The sequence below is a fragment of the Enterobacter sp. 186315 genome (assembly GCF_053290175.1).
In genome coordinates, this window is the sequence record NZ_JBPTTK010000003.1 from 109,616 (window position 1) to 125,883 (window position 16,268).

At 55.8% G+C, this 16,268-nt stretch carries 15 protein-coding genes; 8 read left to right on the top strand and 7 right to left on the bottom strand.

Annotated elements, in window-relative coordinates; all coding sequences use genetic code 11:
* Nucleotides 1–104: 104 nt before the first annotated feature.
* The 4 genes from fabI (at nucleotide 105) to pdeR (ending at nucleotide 6,386) form a co-directional block, all read left to right on the top strand.
* Nucleotides 105–893, top strand: a complete 789-nt coding sequence (gene fabI, locus ACSVHP_RS04640; protein ID WP_447551135.1) for an enoyl-ACP reductase FabI — start codon at nucleotides 105–107, stop codon at nucleotides 891–893.
* Nucleotides 894–1,050: 157 nt separating this feature from the next.
* The gene (locus ACSVHP_RS04645) at nucleotides 1,051–2,046 is read left to right on the top strand and encodes a CMD domain-containing protein (RefSeq protein ID WP_447551136.1); all 996 of its coding nucleotides are present in this window, start codon (nucleotides 1,051–1,053) and stop codon (nucleotides 2,044–2,046) included.
* Between the two features lie 88 nt (nucleotides 2,047–2,134).
* The gene (locus tag ACSVHP_RS04650) at nucleotides 2,135–4,069 is read left to right on the top strand and encodes an exoribonuclease II (protein ID WP_447551137.1); all 1,935 of its coding nucleotides are present in this window, start codon (nucleotides 2,135–2,137) and stop codon (nucleotides 4,067–4,069) included.
* Nucleotides 4,070–4,394: 325 nt separating this feature from the next.
* Nucleotides 4,395–6,386 (top strand): cyclic di-GMP phosphodiesterase, encoded by a 1,992-nt coding sequence (gene pdeR, locus ACSVHP_RS04655; RefSeq protein WP_417315087.1) that lies wholly within the window; start codon nucleotides 4,395–4,397, stop codon nucleotides 6,384–6,386.
* On the opposite strand, the gene ACSVHP_RS04660 is transcribed toward pdeR, so the two are convergent.
* Nucleotides 6,383–7,252 carry a crotonase/enoyl-CoA hydratase family protein gene (locus ACSVHP_RS04660; RefSeq protein ID WP_417315089.1) on the bottom strand — a complete coding sequence of 290 codons (870 nt, stop codon included), beginning with the start codon at nucleotides 7,250–7,252 and terminating at the stop codon, nucleotides 6,383–6,385. The genes pdeR and ACSVHP_RS04660 overlap by 4 nt on opposite strands.
* Before the next feature lie 192 nt (nucleotides 7,253–7,444).
* Between ACSVHP_RS04660 and ACSVHP_RS04665 the strand changes: the two genes are divergently transcribed.
* The 3 genes from ACSVHP_RS04665 to osmB all read left to right on the top strand — a co-directional run bounded on the left by ACSVHP_RS04665 (nucleotide 7,445) and on the right by osmB (nucleotide 8,906).
* Nucleotides 7,445–7,627: a YciZ family protein gene (locus ACSVHP_RS04665; protein ID WP_234672139.1), complete on the top strand. Its 183-nt coding sequence runs from the start codon at nucleotides 7,445–7,447 to the stop codon at nucleotides 7,625–7,627.
* Nucleotides 7,628–7,670: 43 nt separating this feature from the next.
* A complete protein-coding gene (gene yciT, locus ACSVHP_RS04670) occupies nucleotides 7,671–8,423 on the top strand; it encodes a DNA-binding transcriptional regulator YciT (RefSeq protein ID WP_447551138.1) in 753 nt (250 codons plus the stop codon).
* A 264-nt stretch (nucleotides 8,424–8,687) separates the two neighbouring features.
* Complete coding sequence (gene osmB / locus ACSVHP_RS04675) at nucleotides 8,688–8,906, top strand: osmotically-inducible lipoprotein OsmB (protein WP_006175660.1); 219 nt, start codon at nucleotides 8,688–8,690, stop codon at nucleotides 8,904–8,906.
* Between the two features lie 115 nt (nucleotides 8,907–9,021).
* Here osmB and yciH read toward each other — a convergent pair whose 3' ends face one another.
* The 5 genes from yciH to pgpB all read right to left on the bottom strand — a co-directional run bounded on the left by yciH (nucleotide 9,022) and on the right by pgpB (nucleotide 12,671).
* Nucleotides 9,022–9,348, bottom strand: coding sequence for a stress response translation initiation inhibitor YciH (gene yciH, locus ACSVHP_RS04680; RefSeq protein ID WP_417315092.1), 327 nt, complete (start codon nucleotides 9,346–9,348; stop codon nucleotides 9,022–9,024).
* A complete protein-coding gene (gene pyrF, locus ACSVHP_RS04685) occupies nucleotides 9,348–10,085 on the bottom strand; it encodes an orotidine-5'-phosphate decarboxylase (protein WP_447551139.1) in 738 nt (245 codons plus the stop codon). The genes yciH and pyrF overlap by 1 nt, the downstream gene beginning before the upstream one ends.
* A gap of 186 nt (nucleotides 10,086–10,271) precedes the next feature.
* Nucleotides 10,272–11,441 carry a lipopolysaccharide assembly protein LapB gene (gene lapB, locus ACSVHP_RS04690; RefSeq protein ID WP_447551140.1) on the bottom strand — a complete coding sequence of 390 codons (1,170 nt, stop codon included), beginning with the start codon at nucleotides 11,439–11,441 and terminating at the stop codon, nucleotides 10,272–10,274.
* Nucleotides 11,442–11,447: 6 nt separating this feature from the next.
* Nucleotides 11,448–11,756, bottom strand: coding sequence for a LapA family protein (locus ACSVHP_RS04695; protein ID WP_234672130.1), 309 nt, complete (start codon nucleotides 11,754–11,756; stop codon nucleotides 11,448–11,450).
* A gap of 147 nt (nucleotides 11,757–11,903) precedes the next feature.
* Nucleotides 11,904–12,671: a phosphatidylglycerophosphatase B gene (gene pgpB / locus ACSVHP_RS04700; protein WP_447551141.1), complete on the bottom strand. Its 768-nt coding sequence runs from the start codon at nucleotides 12,669–12,671 to the stop codon at nucleotides 11,904–11,906.
* Between the two features lie 197 nt (nucleotides 12,672–12,868).
* Between pgpB and ribA the strand changes: the two genes are divergently transcribed.
* A complete protein-coding gene (gene ribA / locus ACSVHP_RS04705) occupies nucleotides 12,869–13,459 on the top strand; it encodes a GTP cyclohydrolase II (RefSeq protein WP_182271649.1) in 591 nt (196 codons plus the stop codon).
* Nucleotides 13,460–13,498: 39 nt separating this feature from the next.
* Here the strand turns inward: ribA and acnA are convergent, their stop codons facing one another.
* Nucleotides 13,499–16,174, bottom strand: coding sequence for an aconitate hydratase AcnA (acnA, locus tag ACSVHP_RS04710; protein WP_447551142.1), 2,676 nt, complete (start codon nucleotides 16,172–16,174; stop codon nucleotides 13,499–13,501).
* Nucleotides 16,175–16,268 lie beyond the last annotated feature (94 nt).

Here is a 16,268-nt window from a genome sequence, read left to right on the forward strand (position 1 = left end):
CGGATTAACTAAGTACGCGACACGTGATATTATCGCCGCGTTTTAACGACGATTGTCCCAAGAAGATGACGATCGGCACAACAATGAATATAAGGATTAAAGCTATGGGTTTTCTTTCCGGTAAGCGCATTCTGGTGACTGGCGTTGCCAGCAAACTGTCCATCGCATACGGCATCGCGCAGGCTATGCATCGCGAAGGCGCTGAGCTGGCGTTCACCTACCAGAACGACAAGCTGAAAGGCCGTGTTGAAGAGTTTGCCGCACAGCTGGGTTCCAGCATTATTCTGGAATGTGACGTTGCACAAGACGAAAGCATCGATGCGATGTTTGCTGAACTGGCAAAAACGTGGCCGAAATTCGACGGTTTCGTTCACTCCATCGGCTTCGCACCAGGCGACCAGCTGGACGGTGACTACGTTGACGCGGTAACCCGTGAAGGCTTCAAAATCGCTCACGACATCAGCTCTTACAGCTTCGTGGCAATGGCTAAAGCGTGCCGCACCCTGCTGAACCCGGGCGCTGCGCTGCTGACGCTGTCCTACCTGGGCGCAGAGCGTGCAATCCCTAACTACAACGTGATGGGTCTGGCGAAAGCGTCTCTGGAAGCGAACGTGCGCTACATGGCGAATGCGATGGGTCCAGAAGGCGTGCGTGTTAACGCCATCTCTGCTGGCCCAATCCGTACTCTGGCAGCATCCGGCATCAAAGATTTCCGTAAAATGCTGGCACACTGCGAAGCGGTTACCCCGATTCGTCGTACCGTTACCATTGAAGATGTGGGTAACTCTGCTGCATTCCTGTGCTCTGACCTGTCCGCGGGTATCTCCGGCGAAGTGGTTCACGTTGACGGCGGTTTCAACATCGCTGCAATGAACGAGCTGGAAATTAAATAAGCCGTTACTCTCTTCCCTCACCGGGAAGAGAGTTTTTCTTTCCCCGCCCCTGTCCGTCGTTATTCCGTTCCGCTATTTGTTATCACCTAACAATATTTTTCCCCTCATCCGCCTTACGCCAGGATATTGATCGCCACTTTGAGATCAAGGAACGCCCATGGAACAGCGCCGTTTTTCCGGCAAAGGCCACTGGTATCATGAAACCCAGTCAAATCATTCGCAGACGGACGTGCTGCCACTGGTGCCCGAAGCCGCTAACGTCGACGATCGTTTTTTGCTCGATTTAGCCCTGCCTGAAGAGATTGTCACCCACTGCGAAAGCTGGCTTGCGCCCGCGCGCGCGCTTTGTCATCAGCTCTTCCCGCTCGACGTGCCCGTTAACCGACTGCGTACGCTGAGCGCCTATGACCGGCTCAGCACCGCGCTGACGGTTGCCCAGGCCTGCGGCGTGCAGCGCCTCTGTAACCACTACGCCGCCCTGCTCGCCCCGCTTCCTGGTCCAGACTCCTCCCGAGAAAGTAATCGTCGCCTCGCACAAATTACCCAGTATGCCCGCCAGCTTGCCAGCTCACCGGACGTGATCGACGACAAAGCGCAGCAGCAGCTGGATGAGGTCGGCCTCACGACCTATGACATTGTATTAATCAATCAGATAATCGGGTTTATCGGTTTTCAGGCGCGCGTCGTCGCGGCGTTTCAGGCCCTGCTCGGCCAGCCCGTGCGCTGGCTGCCGGGGCACCACATTCAGCCTCACGCGCTTATCGCCTCGTCGTCGCAGGACGGCCAGCAATGGGTGGCGATTATTCCTGACGTTGAGCTGCGTTACGCTACGCCGCAGCAGCTGGAATCGCTTGCCCGCTGGCAGGCCGAGCCTGAACTTCAGCTTCTCACTCCCACGCTGTGCCATGAACCGGTGCTGCTCGATCTGATCGGTGAGATAGTGCTAAGCGGCATCCGCGAACCGATTTCGTCGCCGTCCCTGGCCGCTGCAACGGTGCTGTTGAGCCAGTCTCCTGACCGCTTCAGCGCCGCACAGTTCACGCCGCTCACGGATGAAGGGCTCCCCCCGGCGCAGGCGATTAACCTGCTCACCTGGAGCGCATTTTGCGGCTGGCTTGAGCGTCTGAAAATCGCGCTTGGCAAAGCAGCCTAACCCTGCTTATCACCTAAAGAGCGCTTGCCGTAACAGTGAGAATCGCGTAAAACTGTCAGCCGCTCAATGGCTACTAAAATAGAACATTATGTTTCAGGACAACCCGCTGCTAGCGCAGCTTAAACAGCAACTGCATTCCCAGACGCCGCGTGCAGAAGGGGTAGTAAAAGCCACGGAAAAGGGCTTTGGCTTCCTGGAAGTCGATGCGCAGAAAAGCTACTTCATTCCGCCTCCGCAGATGAAGAAAGTGATGCACGGCGACCGCGTAATGGCCGTTATTCATACCGAAAAGGAACGCGAGTCTGCCGAGCCGGAAGAACTCATCGAGCCGTTCCTGACCCGCTTTGTCGGGAAGGTGCACAGAAAAGACGACCGTCTTTCTATTGTTCCTGACCATCCCCTGCTGAAAGATGCCATTCCTTGCCGCGCCGCTCGTGGCGTTGAGCACGATTTTAAAGAGGGTGACTGGGCCGTTGCAGAAATGCGCCGTCATCCGCTGAAAGGCGACCGCGGCTTCTACGCGGAGCTGACCCAGTTCATCACCTTTGGCGACGACCACTTCGTGCCGTGGTGGGTGACGCTGGCACGCCATAATCTCGAAAAAGAAGCGCCGGACGGCGTAGCGACGGAAATGCAGGACGAAGGTCTTGAACGTCGCGACCTGACGGCGCTGGATTTTGTCACCATCGACAGCGCCAGCACCGAAGATATGGACGATGCCCTGTTTGCGGAAGAAGCCGCAGACGGCAAGCTTACCCTCACCGTGGCGATTGCCGATCCCACCGCCTGGATTGTGGAAGGCAGCAAGCTTGATAACGCCGCGAAAATCCGCTCGTTTACCAACTACCTGCCTGGCTTCAACATTCCGATGCTGCCGCGCGAACTCTCTGACGATCTCTGCTCGCTGCGTCCGAACGAAGTGCGTCCGGTCCTCGCCTGTCGCATGACCATTGCCGCAGACGGTACGATCGAAGACGATATCGAGTTCTTTGCCGCAACCATCGAATCGAAAGCCAAGCTCGCCTATGACGACGTGTCCGACTGGCTGGAAAACAGCGGTAGCTGGAAACCAGAAAACGACGCCATTGCCGCGCAGATCCGTCTGCTGCATCGCGTCTGCCTGAGCCGCAGCGACTGGCGTAAAACCCACGCCCTGGTCTTTAAAGATCGTCCTGATTACCGCTTCGTGCTGGGTGAAAAAGGCGAAGTGCTGAATATTGTTGCCGAACCGCGCCGCATCGCTAACCGTATCGTTGAAGAGGCCATGATCTCGGCCAACATTTGCGCCGCACGCGTGCTGCGCGACAAGTTAGGCTTTGGCATCTACAACGTCCACACCGGTTTTGACCCGGCGAACACCGAAGCGCTGGCCGCCCTGCTGAAAACCCATGACGTCCACGTCGATCCTGAAGAGGTGTTGACCCTGAACGGTTTCTGCAAGCTTCGCCGCGAGCTGGATGCACAGCCATCCGGCTTCCTCGACAGCCGCATCCGCCGTTTCCAGTCCTTCGCGGAAATCAGCATCGAGCCAGGCCCGCACTTTGGTCTGGGTCTGGAAGCCTACGCCACCTGGACGTCCCCAATCCGTAAGTATGGCGACATGGTTAACCACCGCCTGCTGAAAGCGATTATCAAGGGTGAATCCATTGCGCGTCCGCAGGACGACACAACCGTGCAGATGGCGGAACGCCGCCGCCTGAACCGTATGGCCGAGCGCGACGTGGGTGACTGGCTGTATGCCCGTTTCCTGAAGGACAAAGCCGGTACCGACACCCGCTTCCCGGCGGAAATCATCGATGTCAGCCGCGGTGGAATGCGCGTGCGTCTGGTGGATAACGGCGCCGTTGCCTTTATCCCTGCCCCGTTCATCCACGCGGTGCGTGACGAAATGGTCTGTAGCCAGGAGAACGGCTCCGTGCAGATCAAAGGCGAAGTGGTTTATAAAGTCACCGACGTGATTGACGTCACCATCGCTGAAGTCCGCATGGAAACCCGCAGTATCATCGCGCGCCCTGCCGCCTGATAACGTATTAAAATGTCGGCCATTTCCCTTTCGGAAAGGCCGACATTTTTACTTTGTTTGTCAGCCCACAAAAATCATCTTTTTTTCCGACTATTTTCCGCATCCGCTCACCCAAATCCGCCAAAATTATCTACAGTAAAAGAGTGCCGCTATAGTCGGTTACGTGAATTTTTATACCGATCCTATCCTTTTCAGCTCGACGCGTTTTACTATAATAAAACTGGGAAAAACAATAAGTTCACTTCGGTTTTGCCGCTGTTTCACGACGGAAAAGTCGACTGCAAATGAATAAACTTTGCGCTATTGAGCAGTGACGGGAGAAAACATGATGGACGATCTGGAGCAGAATTTGCTGTTTCGTTACATGGGGACGCACAGCCCCTGGTGGCGTCTGACAGCCGACAGCAATGCTCTTCATCTGGCAGCAAGCGAAAGTGCCGACGTTGTTCAGGTCGTGGCGCTAACTGACGATCAGGCCGACCTCATCCGCCAGCTGACGGTGATCACCTCCAGCATTACCCTCTCATTGTCCCTCTATGGCACCGATGTTTCCGTTCATCTGGTGGGGCGAAAGATCAATAAAAAGGAGTGGGCCGGTACCGCGTCGGCCTGGAACGACACCCCTTCCGTCGCGCGGGATCTGGTGCAGGGACTCTCCTTTGCCGAACAGGTCGTATCCGAAGCCAACTCCGTTATTGTTATTCTCGATCAGAACGGCAATATCCAGCGCTTTAACCGCCTGAGCGAAGAGTACACTGGCCTTAAAGAGCAGGAAGTGATCGGCCAGAACGTCTTTAAGCTGTTCATGAGCCGCAGCGAGGCCGCCGCCTCGAAACGCAACATCACCGGTTTTTTTCGTAACGGCAGTTCCTACGAGGTGGAACGCTGGATCAAGACGCGAAAAGGACAACGTCTGTTTCTGTTCCGCAATAAATTTGTCCACAGCGGCAGCGGCAAAAACGAAATTTTTCTGATCTGCTCCGGGACCGATATCACAGAAGAACGCCGCGCCCAGGAGCGCCTGCGGGTGCTGGCCAATACCGATACCATCACCGGTTTGCCCAACAGAAACGCCATCCATGACCTGATTTCCGACGCCATCGACACGCGTGGAGACACCCAGGTCGGCGTGGTGTATCTCGATCTCGATAACTTTAAAAAAGTGAACGATGCCTACGGGCATATGTTTGGCGATCAGCTTCTTCAGGCGGTCGCGCTGGCTATTCTGAGCTGCCTCGAAGAGGGACAAGTACTCGCGCGTCTGGGTGGCGATGAGTTTATCGTCCTCGCGACCAATACCTCGCAAAGCACGCTGGAGGCGATGGCCTCGCGTATTCTTACCCGCCTGCGCCAGCCCTTTCGCATCGGGTTAATCGAAGTCTATACCGGCTGTTCGCTGGGCATTGCGCTCGTGCCGCAGCACGGCGGCGATCGCGAAAGCGTGATCCGCAATGCCGATACCGCCATGTATACCGCCAAAGAGAGCGGTCGCGGCAAGTTCTGCGTCTTCTCCCCTGAAATGAACCAGCGGGTCTTCGAGTATCTGTGGCTGGACACCAACCTGCGTAAAGCGCTGGATAACGATCAGCTGCTTATCCACTACCAGCCCAAGATGACCTGGCGCGGCGAAGTGCGCAGCCTTGAGGCGCTGGTGCGCTGGCAGTCGCCTGAGCGCGGGCTGATCCCGCCGCTGGAGTTTATCTCCTATGCGGAAGAGTCTGGCCTGATTGTGCCGCTGGGTCGCTGGGTCATGCTGGATGTGGTGCGTCAGGTCGCCAGATGGCGCGATAAAGGCATTAATCTGCGGGTGGCGGTCAACGTGTCGGCGCGTCAGCTGGCGGACCAGACCATTTTCAGCGATCTCAAACAGGCGCTGAAAGATTTGAACTTCGAATACTGCCCTATCGACGTGGAGCTCACCGAAAGCTGCCTGATTGAAAATGAAGAGCTGGCGCTGTCGGTGATCCAGCAGTTCAGCCAACTGGGGGCGCAAATCCATCTGGACGACTTCGGTACGGGCTACTCTTCCCTTTCACAGCTTGCCCGTTTTCCTATCGACGCGATTAAGCTCGATCAGGCTTTCGTGCGGGATATTCATAAGCAGTCGATTTCACAATCTCTGGTGCGGGCCATCGTGGCCGTCGCGCAGGCGCTGAACTTGCAGGTGATTGCGGAAGGTGTCGAGAGCGCGAAAGAAGACGCCTTTCTGACCAAGAATGGCGTCAACGAACGGCAGGGATTTCTTTTTGCTAAGCCCATGCCCGCTGCCGCATTCGAGCGATGGCTAAAGCGCTATCAGTCGAGAAAAATGCGTTAGCTTGCTTTGCGTAAACCTGCCGCGTGATGGCGGTTTTGCAGCAATACCAGCCGCTCCATATAGGCAATATCTTTGGGTTCAAGGCAAAACGCCGCATCGACCCAGTCCTCGGTAATATCCATCAGTTCACTGCGCGGCAGTTGCAGTACCCGGGTGCGGGCGCGAAGCATGGCGCGTACGCCGTTCATCTTCGGCTGCAAGGTGTCGATAAAGGTACGGACCGACACGTAGCTCTGCCCCGGTTCAAACAACACGTCGACCAGCCCGTGCTGTTCGTACCACTCCGCGGTGTGCGATTCCCCTTTGTAGATAAGCTCCTCCGCCAGCTTCATGCCGGAACGACGCGCCACCAGCGAGTAGCCGCCCATGCCGGGAAACAGGTTGAACGCAATTTCCGGGAAACCCAGCCGGGCATCGCGCTGGGCAAGGACAAAATGATGCGCCAGCGCTGCCTCAAATCCCCCGCCTAAGGCGCTGCCTTCGACCATCGCCAGCGAGATGGCGCCCGTATCAAAACCGCGTGACGCGGCGTGTACGCAGTCAACGCAGGCGCGCGCGTAGGCGCGTAACGCCTCACGTCGCCCGTTCTGTATGCACTCCACAAAGAATTGCAGATCCCCGCCGGTATTGTACATATCGGGCACCAGCGAGCCGGTCACCCAGAAATCGACGACGAAACCGTTTTGCCGCACCAGCCAGGAAAGGTTCATGATCTCCTCTATTAACGCATGGTTGAAGCAGGGGCGCGGCTGCGAGCGCAGCATCATCCATACGGTACGCCGCTCCTCCTCGTAATAGGCCGCCAGTTGGGTGAAACGTTCAGCGTCGGTAAACAATGTGCAGGTAGCTTGGTTGATCACTGTCATGGTCTAATTCCTCATATAAAAAAGCGCCTTGCGCGCAGAATTAGACTAATCCACTCATTCCGCTCCCTGTATGCGAGGGGGTAAAATTATCACTTTCATTTATGTACTTTCCTAAGTGCATTTTTTCCCTTCTCTTTTGAACCCAATTTCTGCATCATTGAAAATATTAACTTTTCGCTCAGGGGTGAGATTATGTCTACTATTGATGCACAGACCGTGGCACAACGTATTGATACCGTGCTGGATATTCTGGTAGCGGGCGATTATCACTCTGCTATCCGTAATCTTGAGATCTTAAAGTCCGAGCTACTGGCACAGCATGGCGCGGATATCGCACCGGAAAGCACACAGCCTAAAGCGCCGTGGGAAGTGTAATCACCACGCCTTCGACCTCGTTTCGTTTTTTTTAATGGATGCTATGAATTCCCGACAACAAATCATTTTGCAGATGGTCATCGATCAGGGACGCGTCAGCGTGGTCGACCTCGCTAAAGCTACTGGCGTATCTGAAGTGACAATTCGCCAGGATCTTAATCTTCTGGAAAAACAGAGCTACCTGCGTCGCGCGCATGGGTATGCCGTACCGCTCGACAGCGATGACGTTGAAACCCGCATGATGAACAACTATGCGCTCAAGCGTGAGCTGGCAGAGTTTGCCGCCTCGCTGGTGAATAACGGGGAAACGGTGTTTATCGAAAACGGCAGCAGCAACGCTCTGCTGGCGCGTACCCTGGCGAACCAGAAAGATATCACCATCATTACCGTCAGCAGCTATATCGCACACCTGCTGAAAGAGACTAAATGTGAAGTGATTTTACTGGGCGGGATTTACCAGAAAAAGAGCGAGAGCATGGTGGGCCCGCTTACCCGACAATACGTCCAGCAGGTTCACTTCAGCAAAGCCTTTATCGGTATTGACGGCTGGCAGGCGGACACCGGCTTTACGGGCCGGGATATGATGCGTTCGGACGTGGTAAACGCCGTTCTGGAAAAAGAGTGTGAGGCGATTGTCCTGACCGACAGCTCTAAGTTCGGTGCCGTTCATCCTTACACGATGGGACCGATTTCCCGCTTCAGCCGCGTCATTACCGACGAGCGTTTAAGTGACGAACACCGCGATCGGCTCCAGCAGAATGGTCTGTTAGTCGATATTGTGAAAAAAAACTCGTGATATATTTCTGCGCCTGCAAATGTCGGGCGCAGTCTATTCCCTTTGTCTGAGATGATTCCTGGACACCCTTTAAGACTTTTTACCTGTATTACCTGCATAATCATCGTAAAATTAATGTTAGCGATATAACAGGAAGTGACTATCACCTGCGTGATAACAATCCCGTCGCGACCAGCTTTCACGGAAAAAGGAATTTTTGTATGCCAGTTGGCTATACTTAAAGTGCATTTCTTTCCGTGAATCGATAATTCAGGAGAAAGTATTATGACCTTAACCAGCAAAAAATTAGCCGCCGCTGTTCTGGCAATCACTGTAGCAATGTCTCTGAGCGCATGCTCTAACTGGTCTAAACGCGACCGTAACACCGCAATCGGTGCTGGTGCGGGTGCCCTCGGTGGCGCCGTGCTGACGGATGGTAGTACGCTGGGTACATTAGGTGGTGCTGCTGTCGGTGGTGTGATTGGTCACCAGGTGGGTAAATAATCTACATAACGGCATCCACCGGTATAACGATATATTAAGTACATTTCAGGTCTGACTTACGCACATAAAAAAGCCACGGTGAAAACCGTGGCTTTTTTAATTAAACCGCTTTAATTTAACCGCCCGCCAGTTTTACTTTCATGCCTTTGGCTTCGAGCAGCGTTTTAATGAGATCGCGCTTATCGCCCTGAATTTCGATAATACCGTCTTTCACCGCCCCGCCGCATCCGCATTTCTTTTTCAGCTCGGCGGCCAGCTTCGCCAGTTCAGCATCGTCCAGGTCGATGCCGGTGACGAGGCACACGCCCTTGCCTTTTCTGCCGCTGGTCTGGCGCTGAATACGCACAATGCCGTCCCCTTTCGGGCGCTCGGCTACCGCTTTGGGTTCATCGATACGCCCGGTGTCGGTGGAGTAGACCAGACGGCTGTTGGAATCGCTCATTACGCGTCCTTCTTCAGTGAGGCATTAATGGCCTTCAGCGTTTGTGCAGGATCGGCTGACTGCGTAACCGGACGACCAATCACCATGTAATCCACGCCTGCAATTAAGGCCTGTTCTGGGGTCATGATGCGGCGCTGATCACCCGCGTCGCTGCCAGCAGGACGGATGCCTGGCGTAACCAGCTTAAAGGCCTGACCAAACTCTGCTTTAAATCGCACCGCTTCCTGCGCAGAACACACGACGCCGTCCAGCCCGCAGCTTTGCGTCAGGCGAGCAAGTCGCTCAGCATGTTCGGCAGGTGACAACGTCACACCGAGATCGCGCAGGTCGTTGTCGTCCATGCTGGTGAGCACCGTCACGGCAATCAGCAACGGCGCGTCTTTGCCAAAGGGCACCAGCGCTTCGCGGGCTGCGGTCATCATACGCGCCCCGCCCGAGGCATGAACGTTGACCATCCACACGCCCAGATCCGCCGCAGCGGCGACCGCATGGGCCGTGGTGTTCGGGATATCGTGGAATTTGAGGTCAAGGAAGATATCAAAACCGCGCTGTTGCAGATCGCGAACCAGCTGTGGCCCGAACAGCGTGAACATCTCTTTACCGACCTTCAGGCGGCAGTCGCGGGGATCAATGCCATCGACGAAGGCCAGTGCGGCATCGCGGTTATTGTAATCAAGCGCAACAACAACAGGAGAATCAGTAACTACGCGGGAAGTAGAGGAACTAACAGACGTCATGACCAGCCCTTTTCGTCTATGGGCGCGCAGCGGCGCGGAACAGATAAACGGCGAGCATTCTACCTGTCAGCGCTGCAAATTGACAGAATCGATTTCCTCTCCTGCCAGGCCGATAAACCGCACGGTGCCAACGTTCATCAAAAAAGCCTTTAGTATGTTGTAACTAAAACGAGGGCTTTTAAAAAATTACTGCCCGTCCAGACCGCGAATTGGCTTAATGGTGGACCACGCACGGCATGAAGGACAGTGCCAGTACAGCGTGAAGGCGGTGAATCCGCACTTCTGGCAGCGATAGCGCGGTTTACTGCGCACCTGCTCGCCCACCATGTCACGCAGTACCATCAGGCTCTCTTTGGCGCGCCCTTCTTCCGCGTCATTAAGGTGATAGTCCATCAGCTTGTGGAAGACGCGCATCGTCGGATGACGTTGCAGCTGGCGCGTAATATATACCTGCGCGGTGTCGCTGCCTTCGTGCTCTTCAACCACGTCAGACAACATCAGCTCGGCCGTTGCGCCGGTATTTTCTTCTACGCAGCGGCGCAGGAAAGCGACCCACTCGTCCGGCCTGCCCAGCTGCTGATAGCAGGTTTGCAGCATTTCGAGAGTTTCGCTGACCAGCTCTTTATCCTGGTCGATCACCCGCAGCAGGCACTCTACCGCTTTGGCAAAATCCCCTTTCGCCATAAACACGCGCCCCATCATAATGGAGACACGCGCGCTGTTACGATCGGCGGCGGCGCCTTTCTTGAGCAGCGACATGGCTTTTTCCATGTCGTCGTTGCCCATCTGCTGCAACGCGAGTTCGCAGTAGAAATGCGCAATTTCAACACGCTGTTTGTCTTTGCCGAGTTTGACCAGGCGCTCTGCGGTATCAATGGCTTTCTGCCAGTCGCTGGTGGCCTGATAAATTTGCAACAGCTGCTGTAAGGCGCTGATGCGGAATTCGGTTTCATCCACCAGTTGCGCGAACATGTCTTCCGCGCGGTCGTACAACCCGGCGGCCATATAGTCGCGGCCCAGCTGCTGTACGGCAAGCAGGCGCTGATCGTAGGTTAACGATGCGCTTTCCATCAGGGTCTGGTGAATGCGGATGGCACGGTCAACCTCGCCCCGCGAGCGGAACAGGTTACCCAGGGTGAGATGCGCCTCAACGGTGCCGGTGTCCTCTTTAAGCATGTCGAGGAACAGGTCAACCGCTTTATCCTGTTGATTGCTCAGAAGGAAGTTGACCCCCGCCACGTAGTCGCGGGAGAGTCGGTTGGCTTCATCCTGCTTAGTTTGTTGCGCACTTCTGCGGCCCATATACCAGCCATAAGCTGCGGCGACAGGCAAAAGCAGAAACAACAACTCCAGCATCGTCGATTATTCCTTGACTACCGGCACACCGGCGTTTTCTGGGATGTCAGTCGCGGGGGCAAGTTGAAGTTCAAGGCGTTTGATTTTACGCTCAGCGCGCGCCAGTGAGACACGCACCTTAAGCCAGAACAGACCACACACCAGCCAGCCGATGATAAAACCGGCAGCGAACAAGACGGCAAGGAGGCTAGATACCCGATACTCGCCCTGTGCCAGCAAATAGTTAAAGCTTACCTGCTGATCGTTTTGCGCACCTAATGTGACCGAAATAACAAAAATCGCCAACACCAGTAAGAAAATGAGTAAATATTTCACATGACTTCCCGTTATGTGGATCAAGCGAATAAAGTGTATTCAATTTATCGCAATCAGCCTTATAAACTACCATTTTAGTGACGGGCGCGAAACGGAAACGTGACGCGCCAGTAAAGGATTTATGGGCTTAAGGACGAATATCAACCGTCAGGCGTCATTCTCCTCTCTTTCCGCAATTTCTCTCTTCTCTTCCGGCGGCGGCGTCAGCGGCCCGCACACCTTCTGCGTAAGCCAGGTTGCGAACGTTACCAGGAGCCAGGACATCAGCGTGGCGACGACTAAATCCCGCGGCCAGTGCATTCCCAGAAGCAGACGACTGCCCATCACCGCGCTCGCCCACACCAGCAGGACCGCGATGGTCACCGTCCTGCGACGCGGCCAAAGCAGCCCAACGCCAAGCAGCGCCCAGCTTGCGGCAAACATCGTATGTCCGGAAGGAAACGCGAAGCCTGTCTCTTTTTGCCAGTGCTTACGCAGGAATTTAGGCACGTCCTGCTGCTCCGCAAGCTGCTCTTTCACCAGCGCGCCGCGATCCTTACGCTTTAAATTGTAGAACTCATCCACCGGGATATGGTGCGTTTTTTCCAGCCAGACGACGAAAGGCCGTGGCTCCTGCACCCTGTCCTTCACCCAGGACTTCAGCCCCTGGCCGATCAGAATGGCGCCGCCGAGAATCGCAAAGAGCATAATGGCCGCCCGTAACCGAAAACGCAGACACCAGAAAAACCACGCGCACAGCAGCACATGCGTGATGATCCCCCACGGCTGGGTGACGGTTTCCGTAATCCAGTACAAGGTTTTGAGCCAGGCGGTGTTATGCCCCGGCTCCCATGCCCAACCGGAGATCCAGACGGCCAGAGGCATAATTAATAACAGGGCCGCACCGGCTGCCGTTCGTCGTGCAATGGAAAGCATGTTATCTCCTTGTTTGCTAAGCCTCACAATCATAACTGAATTTTAACCGTTGCGTAGATATGTCGGATTGTGCGTTTAACGGGCGTATAGGATGGCGGCCATTAGGTGATGTTGAGAAGCTTGTGGCAAAATGTTCGAATACAGAAAGCCAAACAGGCGAAAGGCACGAAACGTGTCAGCATACTCTGGAGAATCACATGCAGCTTAAACGTGTGGCAGAAGCCAAACTGCCAACCCCATGGGGCGATTTCCTGATGGTGGGATTTGAAGAACTGGCAACCGGACAGGATCACGTCGCCCTGGTGTTTGGCGACATTTCGGGGCAGACGCCGGTACTGTCTCGCGTGCATTCGGAGTGTCTGACGGGCGACGCCCTCTTCAGCCTGCGCTGCGACTGTGGTTTTCAGCTGGAAGCGGCGCTGTCCCATATCGCAGAAGAAGGCCGTGGCGTGCTGCTTTATCACCGTCAGGAAGGACGCAACATCGGTCTGCTGAACAAGATCCGCGCGTATGCATTGCAGGATCAGGGCTACGATACGGTCGAAGCTAACCATCAGCTTGGCTTTGCCGCTGACGAGCGTGATTTCACGCTGTGTGCCGATATGTTCAAGCTGCTGGGCGTGGATGAGGTGCGTCTGCTGACCAACAACCCGCGCAAAGTCGAGATCCTGACCGAAGCGGGCATCAACATCGTTGAGCGCGTGCCGCTGATCGTGGGGCGTAATCCAAAAAATGCCCATTATCTCGACACCAAAGCCGCGAAAATGGGCCATCTTTTAAGCGAATAATCGATAAATGCCCGGCACATCACGCGCCGGGCAATGTTATCAGTCCAGCATCTTACGAATCACATAATGTAGGATGCCGTCGTTCTGGTAATAGGTCAGCTCTGTTGCCGTATCAATACGGCACCGGCATTCCAGCACTTCCGTCTTACCGTCCGCGCGCCTCAGCTTCACCGGCACCGTTTTACCCGGTTGCAGGTTTTGCAGTCCGCTAATATCGATCTGCTCTTCCCCGGTCAGCCCTAAGGTTTTACGCGTCACTCCCTGCGGGAATTCCAGCGGTAAAATACCCATACCAATCAGGTTTGAGCGGTGAATACGCTCGAAGGATTCGGCGATAACCACCCGGACGCCCAGCAGCCGCGGCCCTTTCGCCGCCCAGTCACGGCTGGAGCCTGAGCCGTACTCTTTCCCGGCGATAACCGCAAGCGGAGTGCCCTCTTTCTGATAGCTCATCGCCGCGTCATAAATCGAGACTACCTCGCTGCCCGGCAGACGACGCGTCATGCCCCCTTCCACGCCCGGCACCATTTCGTTGCGGATGCGGATATTGGCGAAGGTGCCGCGCATCATCACCTCGTGGTTGCCGCGACGCGAGCCGTAGGAGTTGAAGTCACGACGCTCCACGCCGCGCCCTTGCAGATAACGCCCTGCCGGACTGTCGGCCTTGATACTCCCCGCCGGAGAGATGTGGTCGGTGGTGACGGAATCCCCGAGCATCGCCAGCACGCGCGCGCCGTGAATATCCTGGAGCGGGGCTGGCTGCGCCTGCATCTCGTCAAAGAACGGCGACAGACGGATATAGGTCGAATCGTCCTGCCATCCGTAGGTATCGGAGCCCTCAACCGCAATGGTTTTCCACTCCGGCGTGCCCTCGAAGACCTCGGCGTACTCCTTGCGGAACATATCGCTGGAAACCTTCTCAACCGCGCGTGCGATCTCCTGAGAGGAAGGCCAGATATCTTTCAGATAGACCGGCTCATTTTTGCGGTCGTGACCGATAGGATCCGTCGCCAGGTTGATATTCATATTCCCGGCCAGCGCGTAGGCCACCACCAGCGGCGGAGATGCCAGCCAGTTGGTTTTGACCAGCGGGTGGATACGCCCTTCAAAGTTACGGTTCCCCGACAGCACCGCGCCGACGGTTAAATCGCCCTGCTTGATCGCCACTTCGATAGGCTCAGGCAGCGGCCCGGAGTTGCCGATACAGGTGGTACAGCCGTAGCCGACCAGATTAAAGCCCAGCTCGTCCAGATACGGCGTCAGCTTTGCCTGCGCGAGATAGTCAGACACCACTTTCGACCCCGGTGCCAGCGACGCTTTCACCCACGGCTGCGGCTTAAGGCCCAGCTCAACGGCTTTTTTCGCCAGCAGACCGGCGGCCATCAGCACGCTCGGGTTGGAGGTATTGGTGCAGGAGGTAATGGCCGCAATCACGACCGCCCCTTCCGGCAGCTGGTAGGTCTGCCCGTTCATCACGTAGTCGACCGGATGATGATCTTTGTGCGACGCGTTCACTTCCAGCTCGTTGCTGGCAGCGAAGGCGGCAGGCACGTTATTCAGGGCCACGCGATCCTGCGGACGTTTTGGCCCCGCCAGGCTCGCCTCTACCGTGCCCATATCCAGCTCAAGCGTGCTGGTAAAGACCGGCTCATCGCCCGCATTGCGCCACATGCCCTGCGCTTTGGTATAGGCTTCAACCAGCGCGACCTGCTCCTCGGAACGTCCGCTGAGGCGCATATATTCCAGCGTCACGTCATCTATCGGGAAGAAGCCGCAGGTTGCACCGTACTCCGGTGCCATGTTGGCGATAGTGGCGCGATCGGCGAGCGGGAGTGAGTCAAGGCCGTCACCGTAGAATTCAACGAATTTGCCGACCACGCCGTGCTTACGCAGCATCTGGGTTACGGTCAGCACCAGGTCGGTGGCGGTAATACCTTCGGAAAGTTTCCCAATCAGCTTGAAGCCCACCACGTCCGGGATCAGCATCGAGACCGGCTGGCCCAGCATTGCGGCTTCCGCCTCGATCCCGCCGACGCCCCAGCCCAGTACGCCCAGACCGTTGATCATGGTGGTGTGCGAGTCGGTCCCCACCAGCGTATCGGGGTAGGCTACCCACTCTTTGTCCTGTAACTCGCTCCAGACGGCTTTCCCCAGATATTCGAGGTTAACCTGGTGGCAAATGCCCGTTCCCGGCGGCACCACGCTAAAGCGGCTGAAGGCCTGCTGCCCCCACTTCAGAAAAACATAGCGCTCGTGGTTACGTTCCATTTCCAGACGCACGTTCTCTTCGAAGGCATCGTCGTCACCAAAATGGTCAACCGTTACGGAGTGGTCAATCACCAGATCGACCGGCGAGAGCGGATTCACCTTCGACGTGTCCCCGCCCAGGCGTTTCACCGCTTCGCGCATTGCGGCCAAATCGACGACGGCGGGCACCCCGGTGAAGTCCTGCATCAGGACCCTGGCGGGTCGGTAGGCTATTTCACGGTCGGCGTGGGCAGTCTTCAGCCATCCCGCTAAGGCGTGGATGTCATCGGCGGTGACAGAATCTTCATCCTGCCAGCGTAAAAGGTTTTCCAGTAACACTTTCAGCGACTTGGGTAACCGCGAAATGTCCCCAAGGCTTTTGGCAGCCAGCGGCAAGCTATAGTAGTGCCAGGTTTTATTTTCTGCCTGCAACGTGTCCTTACTGGCTTCGCGTAGGGTCAACGACATAAGCTCCTCCTTAATCACAGAGATACCCTGATAATTATCAAGGCCGTAATTAAAGATAACACAAAGATGCTGTAACGTTTTGATAACAACCCAA